Here is a 13,637-nt window from a genome sequence, read left to right as displayed (position 1 = left end):
GCATCAATCCCGAAGCAGGCGCCGGCCCCCGATCCATGCAGCATTCGCAAACCCACCTGCGCTCCCGCCCGATCTCCGCCGGCCACCTGCGCGCCTTCGAGGCGGTCGCGCGGCACCTGAACTTCCGCGCCGCGGCCGAGGAAATGGCCCTGACCCAGTCGGCCGTGAGCCGCCAGATCCAGTCGCTCGAGGAGGAAGTGGGCGTGCCGCTGTTCCTGCGCCACACGCGCGCGGTCGAGCTGACCAGCGCGGGCGCCCAGCTGCTTTTGGCGGTGCAGCAGGCGCTGCCGCGCGTCGACACCGCGGTGCGGCAGATCCGCCAGAGCGCCGGGCGCAAGAGCGTCTCGCTGACCACCTTCGCCTCGTTCGCCTCGATGTGGCTGATCCCGCGGCTCGAGGCCTTCCAGCGCGACAACCCCGAGATCGACATCCGGATCGACGCCAGCGACCTCGCGGTCGACCTCGAGGTGGCCGACGTCGACATCGCGCTGCGCTACGGCCCGCGCGAGGCCATGCCCCCGCAGGCCGTGCGGTTGTTCGGCGAAAACCTCACGCCGGTGGCGAGCCCCTGGCTCATCAAGAGCAGCCCGCCGATCAAGAAACCCGAGGACATCGCGCGCTTCACGCTGATCGAGGCCGGCGACGCCCACCGCACCCACCTCGAATGGCTGACCTGGCGGCGCTGGTTCGAGCTGCACGGCCTGGAACGCGCCCAGCCCAAGCGCTGGCTCTATTTCAACTACGCCTACCAGATGGTGCAGGCCGCGCTCACCGGCCAGGGCGTGGTGCTGGCACGCAGTTCGTTGATCGCCGAGAGCCTGGCCAACGGCGACCTGATCGAGGTGCTGCCGCAGCACCGCATGGATTCGCCGATGTCCTACTGGCTGATCGCCGGCCCGCGCAGCGCGCTGCGGCCCGAGATCAAGGCCTTCTGGGACTGGCTGCTGGCGCAGGCCGGCACCACGCGCGAGACCATCGGCGAGGTGCCCGATCCGGACACCGTCGACGACCTGGACTGACGAGAAAAAGGGCGCCGCGGCTCGAAGCCGGGCGCCCGTATGCGCAGGAAGCAGCCGCTCAGCCGATCGGCCAGACCACCCCGTTGTCGTTGAGGATCGCGTCGAGCGGCAGGTCGTGCGCCTCGGGCTCGAAGTCCTCGAGGAAGCCGTTCGCGAAGCCCAGGCCGACCGTGAAGGGCCGCGGCTCGAGGGCGGCCAGCGTGCGGTCGTAGAAGCCGCCGCCGTAGCCGAGCCGGTAGCCGCCCGCGCTGTAGCCCACGCAGGGCACGAACAGCAGGGTCGGCACGATCAGCTCGGTGTCCTTGGGCTTGGGGATGCCGTAGGCGTCCTCTTCCATCTGGCAGCCCGGGTACCAGGCGTGGAAGGTCAGGGTCTTGTGGACCTTGTCGATCACGGGCAGGCCGATGCGGCGGCGCTGCGGCTCGTCGATCAGTTCACCGTCCTCCTTCCACCGATGCAGCGCGGGCAGCGGATCGAACTCGCCCTTGATCGGCCAGTAGGCGCCGATCACGGTGTCGGGCCGGCCGACCAGCCAGATGCGCATCACGCGCTGCAGCAGGTCCGCGCGTGTCAGCCGGTCGGGCATGCCCAGACGTTGTTCGATCAATGCCTTGCGCAGCTGATCCTTGAGAAAACTCGCCGTCGCCGACGTGGCGGCATCCTTTGACTTGTCCATAATCTCCCGATGCAGTTTCCAAGCATTTTGGCATCCATGTGCCGCCGCCCGCGCAGTGTCGCGCCGGCACTGGTTCTTTCGGCCCTGGCGGCCTGCGCGCTGACCCTCCTGGCGCCCGCGTCCGCATCGGCCCAAGGCAACACCAACGACGAGGTGCTGCTGCAGATGAAGCAGGCCTTCCAGCGCGGCGACAAGGCCCGGCTGGCGGCGCTGCTGCCTCAGGCCCGCGGCCACGTGCTCGAACCCTGGGCCGCCTACTGGGAACTCAAGGCGCGGCTGCAGGAAGCCGGCGCGAACGAGGTGCAGGACTTCTTCGCGCGCTACCCCGGCACCTACCAGGAAGACCGGCTGCGCAACGACTGGCTGCTGCTCACGGGCCAGCGCCGCGACTGGGACAACTTCTCGGCCGCCATCGCGGGCTTCCGCATGGGCGACGACGCCCAGGTGCGCTGCTACGCGATCCTGGTCGACGCGCTGCGCAGCGGCAGCGCCACCCAGGCCCAGGCCGACGAGATCCGGCGCAACTGGTTCGCCCAGCGCGACAGCGACGACGGCTGCCTCACGGCCGCCGACCGCATGATCGCCGCGCGCCTGCTCACGCCCAACGACGCCTGGAAGAAGGCGCGCCTGGCCATCGAGGCCAACCGGCCGCAGGCCGCGCGCGGCGCCGTCACGCTGGCCTCGCCCGATGCGCTGCCGCTGTTCGAGGAGGTCAACGCGAGCGCGGCCAAGTTCCTCGTCACGCGCGGGCCCGTGGCCGCCAAGTCGCGCCGCGAGCTGGTCACGCTGGCGCTGATCAAGATCGCGATGGCCGACCCCGAGCAGGCCGCCTCGCAGCTCGACGCCAAGTGGAGCGCGATGCTCTCGGCCGAGGAGCGCAACTGGATCTGGGGCACCATCGGCCGCCAGTCGGCGATCAAGCTCTGGCCGCAGGCCGTGAGCTACTTCGGCAACGTCACGAAGAACGCCGACCTGTCGGACGACATGCTCGGCTGGCGCGTGCGCGCCGCGCTGCGCGCCGGCCAGTGGAAGGACGTGGCGCCCGCCATCAACGCCATGAGCGAGGCCAGCCAGCAGGACCCGACCTGGACCTACTGGAAGGCGCGCGCGCTGGTCAATGCCGGCGGCGACGAGCGCCGCGCCCAGGCGCGCGAGCTCTACCAGGGCATCGCGGGTACGCGCGGCTTCTACGAGATGCTGGCGCTCGAGGAGCTGGGCCAGCGCGTGATGGCCGCCACCCGGCCCGCGCCGCTCACGCCCGAGGAACGCAACGCCGCGCGCCTGAACCCCTCGCTCAACCGCGGCCTCTATGCGATCGCGATCGGCCTGCGCCCCGAGGGCACGCGCGAATGGAACTACGCCACCAACCTGCACGACCGGGGCGGCATGGACGACCGCGCGCTGCTGGCCGCGGCCGACTTCGCCTGCCAGCGCGAGGTCTGGGACCGCTGCATCAACACCAGCGAGCGCACCAAGGGCGTGATCGACGTCGAGCAGCGCTTCCCGATGCCCTTCCACGACACCGTGCTGCGCAAGAGCCAGGACATCGGCCTCGACCCGGCCTACGTCTACGGCCTGATCCGCCAGGAGAGCCGCTTCATCATGGACGCGCGCTCGGGCGTCGGCGCCTCGGGCCTGATGCAGGTGATGCCCGCCACCGCGCGCTGGACCGCGCGCAAGATCGGCATGACCGACTTCACGCCGGGCCAGATCAACGACCGCGAGACCAACATCACCATCGGCACCAACTACCTGAAGCTCGCGCTCGACGACTTCGACGACTCGATGGCGCTGGCCGCCGCGGCCTACAACGCCGGCCCGGGCCGCCCGCGCAGCTGGCGCAACGGCCCGGTGCTCGATGCCGCGATCTGGGCCGAGAACGTGCCGTTCAACGAGACCCGCGACTACGTGAAGAAGGTGCTGGCCAACACCACCAACTACGCCGCGATCATCACCGGCCGGCCGCAGTCGCTGAAGGAACGCCTGGGCCGGGTCGGCCCGCGCGACGCCGCGATGCCCGAGCCCAACAAGGACCTGCCCTGAGATGAGCTGGCGCGACGAGGTCCTCGACACCATCGCCGCCGAGTTCTCGGACGTGGGCGACCTCGCCCAGCTCACGCGCATCCTGGTGCGGCTGCTGCTCGCATCGCTGCTGGGCTTCGTGCTCGGCTTCGAGCGCGAGCAGCAGGGCAAGGCGGCCGGCGTGCGCACCCACATGCTGGTGGCCATCGGCTCGGCCATGTTCGTGCTGGTGCCGCAGCAGACCGGCATCGTGCCAGCCGACATGAGCCGCGTGATCCAGGGCCTGGTGGCCGGCGTCGGCTTCCTCTGCGCGGGCACCATCCTCAAGCAGGGCAAGGACGAGCACCACGTGCAGGGCCTCACCACCGCCGCGGGGCTGTGGATGACGGCCGCGATCGGCATGGCCTGCGGCCTGGGCCGCGAGGCCACGGCGGTCATCAGCGCGCTGCTGGCGCTGGTGGTACTGCAGTTCGTGCCGCGGCTCGTGAGCCTGATCGAGCGCGTGATCGGGCCACCCAAGGGCGAGGAGGCAGCCGGCCGCGCCGCGCCGCGCGTCATCGCCTCGAGCAGCGAGCCCCCGCTGCGCACCGACGACAGCGACCGGCGATAGCCGCCGGCGTGCGGGCCGCGCCCGTCATCAATGCGCGCCGCAAACGGTATCAATCGCGCGGCGCCCGCGCCCTAGCATCGAAGGCTTTGCCACGAAACCAACCGGAGGAATCCCATGCTCAAGCTCTACATCGGCAACAAGAACTACTCGTCATGGTCCATGCGTCCCTGGGTGCTGCTCAAGCAGGCCGGCATTCCCTTCGAGGAAGTGATGGTGCGCTTCGACGCCTTCGAGGCCGGCTCCAACTTCAAGGCCGTGGTCGGCGCGGTCAACCCCACGGCGCGCGTGCCGGTGCTGATCGACGGCGACATCACGGTCTGGGATTCGCTCGCCATCGCCGAGTACCTGGCCGAGCAGTTCCCCGACAAGGCGCTGTGGCCGCGCGACAAGGCCGCGCGGGCCCGCGCGCGCAGCGTCAGCGCCGAGATGCACTCGGGCTTCGGCAACCTGCGCAACCACTTCCCGATGAACATCGAGGCCTCGCTGGCCGAGGTCGGCGCGCGCGTGCTGAAGGAACAGCCCGGCGTGGTCGAGGACCTGGAGCGCATCGCGGCCATGTGGAGCGAACTGCTCGACACCCATGGCGGCCCGATGCTGTTCGGCGAGTTCGGCATCGCCGATGCCTTCTACGCGCCGGTGTGCATGCGCATCCGCAGCTATGGGCTGCCGGTGCCGCCCGCGGCGCAGGCCTACATCGAGCGCGTGGCGGCCCTGCCGGGCGTCGCCGCGTGGATCGAGCAGGCGCTCGCGGAGCAGGATTTCGTGGCCTTCGACGAGCCCTACCGGACCTCGCGCTGATCGTCGTTCGCTGTCGTCGATCGGCGCGAGCCGGCCAGGCCGCGTCGTGTCCGGTCAGAAGCGGTAGGTGGCCGCCACGTAGGTCACGATCGGATTGAGCTTCAGGCGCGCTTCGCTGGTCGCGATCGGCAGGCCCGTGATCGAGGTCGTCGTGAGCTTGGCCTTGGTCTTCAGCGGGATGTAGGAGACCGAGAAGGAAATGCCCCAGTGCTTGTCGAACTGGTAGGCCAGGCCGGCGTTGAGCACGGGCGCGAACGAGCTGTCGAGCTTGGCGGTGGTCACGGTCGACAGCGGCCGCTGGCGCAGCTGGCTGCCGAGCGCTTCCTGCAGGTTGCTGGTGATCTGCACGCCGCTGTACCAGACGTAGGTGGCGCCCAGGCCCACGAAGGGCCGGAAGGCGGCATTGCCGTCGTTGAAGTAGTACTTGCCGAGGATGGTCGGGCTCCACTGGCGTGCCTTGCCCAGTTCGCCCACGCGCGCCAGCGTGCCGGTGCCTTCGAGCTTGAACTTCGGCGGGATGCCCAGCACGCCTTCCACGGCCCAGTGGTCGTCGAGGAAATAGGCCGCGTTGAGACCGAGCGTGTCGGAATCGCTGACGCTGGCGCCCGAACCGGCGAGCACGCTCTGCACCGGCGAGGTCAGCATCAGCGGCTTGCTCTTGTCCTGTGGCGAGAGATGGAACCAGCCCGCGCCGACGACCCAGTCGCCGGCCTTCTGTGCAAAGGCGCTGCCGGACGTCAGTGCCCCGAGGGCTGCCAACGCCAACATGGTTTTTTTCATGATGTGAATACTCCTTTGGTTGAAATTCCCCCTCCAAACGCGGTGCCGGTCTGCCGCCGGTGAGGCGTTCGAGCGCATCGAACGAGCGAACGATCGTTCGATTTGCCTCGGAGATTATCGAACGACCGTTCTTTTTAAGCCCTGCGGGGTATCCCTACACTGCGCGCATGAAAACCTATCTCGTCGGCGGCGCGGTGCGCGACCGCCTGCTCGGACGCCCGGTGTCGGACCACGACTGGCTCGTGGTCGGCGCCACGCCCGAGGACATGGTGGCACGGGGCTTCCTGCCCGTGGGGCGCGACTTCCCGGTATTCCTGCATCCATCGACGCGCGAGGAGTACGCGCTCGCGCGCACCGAGCGCAAGAGCGCGCCCGGCTACCGCGGCTTCGTGATCCACGCCGCGCCCGACGTGAGCCTCGAGCAGGACCTCGCGCGGCGCGACCTGACCATCAACGCGATCGCGCTGCCGGCCGAGCGCGTGGCCGCCGACGGCAGCTTCGACCCCGCCCCCGCCGACCTGGCCGATCCCTTCGACGGCCAGCGCGACCTGCGCGAGAAGCGGCTGCGCCATGTCACCGACGCCTTCCGCGAGGACCCGGTGCGCATCCTGCGCGTGGCGCGCTTCGCCGCGCGCTTCGACGACTTCGAGGTCGCGCCCGACACGCTGGCACTGATGCGCGAGATGGTCGCGGCCGGCGAGGTCGATGCGCTGGTGCCCGAGCGCGTGTGGCAGGAGCTCTCGCGCGGGCTGATGGAGACGCGGCCCTCGCGCATGTTCGAGGTGCTGCGCGCCTGCGGCGCGCTCGCGGTGCTGCTGCCCGAGGTCGACCGGCTCTGGGGCGTGCCGCAGCCCGCGCAGCACCATCCCGAGATCGACACCGGCGTGCATTTGATGATGGTGCTCGACACCAGCGCGCGCCTGTCGGCTTCGCTGGGCGTGCGCTTCGCCTGCCTGATGCACGACCTCGGCAAGGGCACCACCGATCCGGAAATCCTGCCGCGCCACATCGGCCACGAGAAGCGCAGCGCCGAGCTGCTGCAGGCGGTGTGCGATCGCTGGCGCGTGCCGGTCGACCTCCGCGAGCTGGCCGAGGTGGTGGCGCGCGAGCACGGCAACATCCACCGCAGCGGCGAGCTCGACGCCGCCGCGCTGGTACGGCTGCTCGAGCGCTGCGATGCCTTCCGCAAGCCCGCGCGCTTCGCCGAGGCGCTGCTGGCCTGCGAATGCGATGCGCGCGGCCGGCTCGGCTTCGAGCAGCGCGACTATCCGCAGCGCGAGCGCCTGCTCGCGGTGCTGGCCGTGGCCGCGGCCGTGGCCACCGACGCGGTCGCGCGCCAGGCGCAGCAGGCCGGCGCCACCGGCCCGAAGATCGGCGAGGCGATCCACCGCGCGCGCATCGACGCCGTGAAGGCCGCGGCCGGCTGAACGGCCGACCGCCCCGGCGCGCAATACCACGCCCGTCGCGGCATGTCTTCACGCCTATGGCGGAGGTTGCATGACTTAGGGCACTTCCCGGGCCGGACGCCACGGCTAGCATGGACCGGGTGATCGCCACCCCGCCCACGCCACCCAGCCCCTCGTCCGACCCGGCCCCGCCCCCGGCCCCGGCCCCGGCGCACGCCGCGCCGGCGGTCGCGGCCGCGGTGCCGCAGGACCTGGCGCTGCGCGTGCTGCGCGAGCACCTGGCTTCGGTCTACGGCGCCTACGACGCCTCGATCGTGGTGCACTTCGGCCTCGGCGTCGCGCTCGGGGCCGCGATGTACATCGCCGCGCCGCGCGCCTGGATCCTGGCCTGGATGGCGGCCCACCTGCTGCTCGGCCTGGCGCTGTACCTGATGCCGCGCTGGCATGCCGACCTGCCGCTGGACCAGACCCCGCTGTGGGCGCGCCGCCATGCGCGCACCGTCACGCTGGTGAGCCTGGCGACCGCCACCGCGCCCTGGCTGTTCATCTCGCGCGACGACCTGTCCGCGACCTCGGTGCTCACGGTGGTCGTCATCGGCAGCTGCGCGCGCGCCATGCAGCTGCTGTGGCCGCTCAAGCCCGCGCTCTACGGCTACACGCTGCCGATGATGCTGAGCCTGATCACCGCGCTGGCCTGGCAGGGCGACGGCATGCACCTGTTCCTGTCGATGTTCAGCCTGGCCTACCTGCTGTTCACGCTGCGCGTGGGCCAGCAGCAGCACCGGCTGCTCACCGACTCGCTGGTGCTGCGCTTCGAGAACGAGGCGCTGGCCGAGCGCCTGGGCGAGCAGATCGCCGCGGCCGAGCGCGCGAGCATCGAGAAGACCCGCTTCCTGGCCACCGCCAGCCACGACCTGCGCCAGCCGCTGCATGCCATTGCGCTGTTCGGCGCCGCGCTCGAGAACGAGCATCCCCAAAGCCGCAACGCGCAGCGCCTGATGCGCGCGGTGAACGCGCTCGGCAGTTCGCTCGACACCATGCTCGACGTCTCGCGCCTCGATGCCGGCGTGGTCGAGCCGGCGCTCGAGCCGGTCTCGCTCGACGTGCTGTTCCGCGCGCTCAATCCCATGTTCGCGGCGCAGGCCGAGCAGCGCCAATTGCAGCTGCGGCTGCGTGCGAGTGGCCTGTGGGTGCGCAGCGATCCGCGGCTGCTGCACCGCATGCTGTCGAACCTGCTCGACAACGCGCTCAAGTACACGGCCCGCGGCGGCGTGTCGGTGCGCGCGCGCGTGCGGCGCAACGGCAACGGGCTCGGCGATTCGGTGTGGATCGAGGTGGTCGATTCGGGCATCGGCATCGCGCCGGGCCAGCTCGACCGCGTGTTCGAGGAGTTCTACCAGGTCGACAACCCCGGGCGCGAGCGCTCGCACGGGCTGGGCATCGGCCTGGCCATCGTGCGCCGCCTCTCGCGGCTGCTCGGCCATCCGGTGCAGCTGCGCTCGCGCGTGGGACGCGGCACGCGCTTTCGGCTCGTGCTGCCGCGCTGCGACGCGCAGGCCGCCGCCGGGCCCTGGGCCGTCCGCGCCGAAACCGTACCCGCCCCGGCGGCCCCGGTGCCGGGCCGCATCCTGCTGATCGACGACGACGCCGAGATCCGCGCGGCGATGACCGAGCTGCTGCAGGCCCACGGCATCGACCTGGAGGCCGTGGCCGGCGAGGCGGAAGCGGCCGCGCTGCTGGCATCGGGCCCGGCGCCCTTCCGTGCGCTGCTGTGCGACTACCGGCTCGCCAACGGCGACAACGGCCTCGACGTCGGCCAGCGCCTGCGCGCGCGCTTCGACCTCGCCGCGCCGCTGATGCTGGTGACCGGCGAGACCGCGCCCGAGCGGCTGCAGCGCGTGCGCGCCTCGGGCGTGCCGGTGCTGTTCAAGCCGGTGGAGGCCACGGCGCTGCTGCGCGCGCTGGCCGATCTCGCGCCCGGCGCCGCGCCCTGAGCCTGCGCGCAGGTCGCGGCCCCGGCCCCGGGGCACGTCCGGTTTTGGCCGACACGGCGCGCGCGGGGGCCGTGCTAAGGTCTTTCACGATGTCCAATCCCATCCGCAGCAACGATCCGCTGCCTCCTCCCCTGGGCCGGGACGCGGCCCTCTTCCTCGATTTCGACGGCACCCTGGTGGGCCTCGCGGCCACGCCCGAGGCGATCGAAGTCCCCCCTGCCCTGGTCGCGCTGCTCGGCGACCTCAAGGACCTGCTCGGCGGCGCCCTCGCCGTGGTGTCGGGCCGCCAGATCGACGTGCTCGACCGCTTCCTTGCGCCGCTGCGCCTGCCGGCCGCCGGCGAGCACGGCGTGCAGCGCCGCGATGCCAAGGGCGCGATGCAGGAGCAGCATCCGCCCGACCTGGTGCCCGTGCTCGAGATCGCCAACGAGCTCGCGCGCGTGCACGAAGGCCTGCTGGTCGAGCGCAAGCACGCGGCGATCGCGCTGCACTACCGGCTCGCACCGCAGCTCGAGGCCGTGTGCGGCGACGCCATGTCGCGCGCCATCGCCGATCGGCCGCAGCTCGAGCTGCTGCACGGCAAGTTCGTGTTCGAGGTCAAGCCCGCCGGCGTCAACAAGGGCATCGCCATCGACGCCTTCATGCACGAGCCGCCGTTCGCGGGCCGCGTGCCGGTGTTCGCGGGCGACGACACCACCGACGAGAGCGGCTTCGCCGTGGTGCAGCCGCGCGGCGGCGTCGGCATCAAGGTCGGCTCGGGTCCGAGCCTCGCGCAGCACCGGCTCGAGTCGCCGCGCGCCGTCTACGAATGGCTGGTGCAGGCGCGCGACCAGCTCGCGAACGCACCGCGACCCGCACCCGAAGAAGCTTCGCCAAGGAATCCCGGATGAGCGACACCCAGCAGGAAGAACAACGACCATCGACGGCCGCCGACGCGGCACCCGCCGGCCGGCACGAGGACCCGCAGGCGCGGCAACTGCCCAAGGCCCCCGAGGACCGCGGCGGCGAAGCGGTGGCCGGCGCGGCCGGCCCCGACGACGATGCGCCGGTCGACGAACGCACGGCCGCCGCGCCCAAGCCGCGCGAATTTCCGCGCCCGGCCGACTGCTCGCTCAACCTCGGCGTGATCGGCAACTGCGCCTTCAGCGCGCTGGTCGATGCGCGCGCACGCGTGGTCTGGTGCTGCCTGCCGCGCTTCGACGGCGACCCGGTGTTCAACGCCCTGCTGCATCCGGGCGAAGGCGGCGCGGCCTGGGGCTTCGAGATCGAGGACTTCGCCGAAGCCAGGCAGTGGTACGAGCCGAACACCGCCGTGCTGCGCACCCAGCTGTTCGACAGCGCGGGCCAGGGCATCGAGATCACCGACTTCGCGCCGCGCTTCTACAGCCGCGCGCGCTACTTCCGCCCGCTGATGCTGGTGCGCCGCGTGCGCCCGATCGCCGGCGCGCCGCGCATGCGCGTGGCGCTCGACCCGCGCTTCCAGTGGGGCGCGACCGAGCCGGTGGAGGTCACGCGCGGCAGCAACCACATCCGCTACGTCGGCCCCGACGTCACGCTCAGGCTGAACACCGACGCCTCGATCTCGCACATCCTCGCGCGCCAGCCCTTCGTGGTCTCGCGCGAATACAACTTCATGTTCGGCGTCGACGAAACCCTGCTCGACGGCATCGCCGACACCGCGCGCCGCTTCGAGCAGGAGACCATCGCCTACTGGCGCGTGTGGTCGAAGCGGCTCGCGATCCCCTTCGAGTACCAGGACGCGGTGATCCGCGCGGCCATCACGCTGAAGATGTCGCTGTACGAGGACACCGGCGCCATCGTGGCCGCGATGACAACCAGCATCCCCGAGGCGCCCGACAGCCAGCGCAACTGGGACTACCGCTACTGCTGGCTGCGCGATGCCTTCTTCGTGGTGCGCGCGCTCAACTCGCTGAGCGAGGTCGGCACCATGGAGGACTACCTGCGCTGGCTCGGCAACGTGGTGATCGGCTCGCACGGCGAGCACATCCAGCCGCTGTACGGCATCGGGCTCGAACGCGAGCTGCCCGAGTCCTTCGTCGAGACCCTGCCCGGCTACCGCGGCATGGGCCCGGTGCGCGTGGGCAACCAGGCGCAGGAGCATTTCCAGCACGACGTCTACGGCAACATCGTGCTGGGGGCCGCGCAGGCCTTCCATGACCACCGGCTGCTGCAGCGCGCGGGCGAGGCGGAGTTTCCGCACCTCGAGGCCGTGGGCGAGCGCGCGATCGCGGTCTACGGCACGCCCGACGCCGGCATGTGGGAGCTGCGCACCCGCGCGCGCGTGCACACCAGCTCGGCGCTCATGAGCTGGGCCGCCTGCGACCGGCTCGCGAAGATCGCGCGCGCGCTCGACAAGACCGCGCGCGCCGAGGCCGCCTCCTCGGGCAAGCCCGCGGAGAACCGCATCAACTTCGCCGAGCGCGCCGCCTACTGGCACGGCCATGCCTCGCGCATGCGCGAGGAGATCCTCGCCAAGTCGTGGAGCGAGGAGCGCCAGGCCTTCGCCGAGAGCTTCGGCGGCCGCGAGCTCGACGCCAGCATCCTGCTGATGGCCGAGGTGGGCCTGATCGACGCGCGCGATCCGCGCTTCGTCTCGACCGTCGACGCGATGGAGAAGTCGCTGTGCGACGGCCCCTACATGCGCCGCTACGAGGCGGCCGACGACTTCGGCAAGCCCGAGACCGCGTTCAACATCTGCACCTTCTGGCGCATCGACGCGCTCGCGAAGATCGGCCGCAAGGCCGAGGCGCGCCAGATCTTCGAGACCATGCTGGCCGCGCGCAATCCGCTCGGGCTGCTGTCCGAGGACACGCACCCGGTCACTGGCGAGATGTGGGGCAACTTCCCGCAGACCTATTCCATGGTCGGGATCATCAACGCGGCGATGCGCCTCTCCGCTCCTTGGGATTCAGCGATATGAGCCGCCTCGTCGTCATCTCCAACCGCGTGGCCGACCCGCGCAAGCCCGCCGCCGGCGGCCTGGCCGTCGCGCTCGGCGAGAGCCTGCAGCAATCGGGCGGCATGTGGTTCGGCTGGAGCGGCCAGATCGTCGAGGGCGGCCCGACCGGCGAGGGCGAGCTGCGGCGCCAGCAGGCCGGCAAGGTCACGCTGGCCACCATCGACCTGAGCCGCGAGGACCACGACAGCTACTACCTCGGCTACAGCAACGACGTGCTGTGGCCGGTGTTCCACGACCGGCTCGACCTGGCCCATTTCGACGCCAACTTCATCGGCGGCTACCGGCGCGTGAACCAGCTGTTCGCGCGCAAGCTGATGCCGCTGCTGAAGGACGACGACGTCATCTGGGTCCACGACTACCACCTGATCCCGCTGGCCGCCGAGTTGCGCGCCATGGGCTGCAAGCAGCGCATCGGCTTCTTCCTGCACATCCCGCTGCCGCCGCAGATCATCATGGCGGCGATCCCGCAGCACGAATGGTTGATGCGCTCGCTGTTCGCCTACGACCTGATCGGCTTCCAGGCCCAGCAGGACGTGCAGCACTTCGAGCACTACGTGCACAACGAGGCCAAGGGCGAGAGCCTGGGCGGCGAGATGTACCGCGCCTACGGCAACACGGTGCGCGCGGCGGCTTTTCCGATCGGCATCGACGTCGACGAGTTCGCGGCGCTCACCCATGCCAAGGAAGCGCGCGACATGTACGAGACCATGAAGCGCGAGTACTCGCAGCGCCGGCTGCTGCTGGGCATCGACCGGCTCGACTACTCCAAGGGCATCCCGAACCGGGTGCGCGCCTTCCGCGAGCTGCTGGCCCACTACCCCGAGAACCGGCGCAGCGCCACCTTGATCCAGATCGCCTCGCCCACGCGCGAGACGGTCGATGCCTATGCCGACATCCGGCGCGAGCTCGAGTCGCTGTGCGGCGCCATCAACGGCGACTACGGCGAGCTCGACTGGATGCCGGTGCGCTACATCCACCGCATGGTCGCGCGCAAGCGCGTGCCGGGCCTGTGCCGCGCCGCGGCCGTGGGGCTGGTGACGCCGCTGCGCGACGGCATGAACCTGGTCGCCAAGGAGTACGTGGCGGCGCAGGACCCGGCCGACCCCGGCGTGCTGGTGCTGTCGCGCTTCGCGGGCGCGGCCGAGCAGATGAAGGAAGCGCTGCTGGTCAATCCCTACGACACCCACGGCACCGCCGAGACGGTGCAGCAGGCGCTGCAGATGCCGCTGGAAGAGCGGCGCGAGCGGCACCAGGCGCTGCTCTCGCGCATCCGCGAGCAGGACATCCACTGGTGGCGGCGCAGCTTCCTCGAGACGCTGCGCGAGGCGGCCAGCGTGCGCTGACGCGGCCGC

At 70.9% G+C, this 13,637-nt stretch carries 11 protein-coding genes; 9 read left to right on the top strand and 2 right to left on the bottom strand.

What is annotated here, in order from left to right:
* The first annotated feature begins 35 nt into the window (after positions 1-35).
* Positions 36-1,019: a LysR substrate-binding domain-containing protein gene (locus R0232_RS06475; protein WP_208507774.1), complete on the top strand. Its 984-nt coding sequence runs from the start codon at positions 36-38 to the stop codon at positions 1,017-1,019.
* A 58-nt stretch (positions 1,020-1,077) separates the two neighbouring features.
* Here R0232_RS06475 and R0232_RS06470 read toward each other — a convergent pair whose 3' ends face one another.
* Positions 1,078-1,695: a 5-formyltetrahydrofolate cyclo-ligase gene (locus R0232_RS06470; RefSeq protein ID WP_057596551.1), complete on the bottom strand. Its 618-nt coding sequence runs from the start codon at positions 1,693-1,695 to the stop codon at positions 1,078-1,080.
* Between the two features lie 36 nt (positions 1,696-1,731).
* On the opposite strand from R0232_RS06470, the gene R0232_RS06465 reads away from it, so the two are divergent.
* The 3 genes from R0232_RS06465 (at position 1,732) to R0232_RS06455 (ending at position 5,125) form a co-directional block, all read left to right on the top strand.
* Entirely contained in the window at positions 1,732-3,738 is a 2,007-nt protein-coding gene (locus tag R0232_RS06465) for a transglycosylase SLT domain-containing protein (RefSeq protein WP_431511598.1), read from the top strand.
* A gap of 1 nt (position 3,739) precedes the next feature.
* Positions 3,740-4,327, top strand: a complete 588-nt coding sequence (locus R0232_RS06460; RefSeq protein ID WP_431511597.1) for an MgtC/SapB family protein — start codon at positions 3,740-3,742, stop codon at positions 4,325-4,327.
* 114 nt (positions 4,328-4,441) lie between these two features.
* Positions 4,442-5,125, top strand: a complete 684-nt coding sequence (locus R0232_RS06455; protein ID WP_208507777.1) for a glutathione S-transferase family protein — start codon at positions 4,442-4,444, stop codon at positions 5,123-5,125.
* Positions 5,126-5,179: 54 nt separating this feature from the next.
* Here R0232_RS06455 and R0232_RS06450 read toward each other — a convergent pair whose 3' ends face one another.
* Complete coding sequence (locus R0232_RS06450) at positions 5,180-5,905, bottom strand: OmpW/AlkL family protein (RefSeq protein ID WP_093353568.1); 726 nt, start codon at positions 5,903-5,905, stop codon at positions 5,180-5,182.
* 167 nt (positions 5,906-6,072) lie between these two features.
* Here R0232_RS06450 and R0232_RS06445 point away from each other — a divergent pair, with 167 nt between their 5' ends.
* From R0232_RS06445 to otsA, 5 genes are all read left to right on the top strand, one after another.
* Complete coding sequence (locus tag R0232_RS06445; RefSeq protein WP_431511596.1) at positions 6,073-7,332, top strand: multifunctional CCA addition/repair protein; 1,260 nt, start codon at positions 6,073-6,075, stop codon at positions 7,330-7,332.
* A 110-nt stretch (positions 7,333-7,442) separates the two neighbouring features.
* On the top strand, positions 7,443-9,305 hold the full coding sequence (locus R0232_RS06440; RefSeq protein WP_431511595.1) for an ATP-binding protein: 1,863 nt from the start codon (positions 7,443-7,445) through the stop codon (positions 9,303-9,305).
* A gap of 89 nt (positions 9,306-9,394) precedes the next feature.
* On the top strand, positions 9,395-10,195 hold the full coding sequence (gene otsB, locus R0232_RS06435) for a trehalose-phosphatase (RefSeq protein WP_431511594.1): 801 nt from the start codon (positions 9,395-9,397) through the stop codon (positions 10,193-10,195).
* Complete coding sequence (locus R0232_RS06430) at positions 10,192-12,246, top strand: glycoside hydrolase family 15 protein (protein WP_431511593.1); 2,055 nt, start codon at positions 10,192-10,194, stop codon at positions 12,244-12,246. Before otsB ends, R0232_RS06430 begins: the two co-directional genes overlap by 4 nt.
* Complete coding sequence (otsA, locus tag R0232_RS06425; RefSeq protein WP_208507779.1) at positions 12,243-13,628, top strand: alpha,alpha-trehalose-phosphate synthase (UDP-forming); 1,386 nt, start codon at positions 12,243-12,245, stop codon at positions 13,626-13,628. The genes R0232_RS06430 and otsA overlap by 4 nt, the downstream gene beginning before the upstream one ends.
* The last annotated feature ends 9 nt before the right edge of the window (positions 13,629-13,637 follow it).

Source organism: Variovorax sp. DAIF25 (genome assembly GCF_050711835.1).
GTDB lineage: Bacteria > Pseudomonadota > Gammaproteobacteria > Burkholderiales > Burkholderiaceae_C > Variovorax.
The sequence above is the reverse complement of the archived record's forward strand: the minus strand, read 5'-3'. Positions and strand labels throughout refer to the sequence as shown.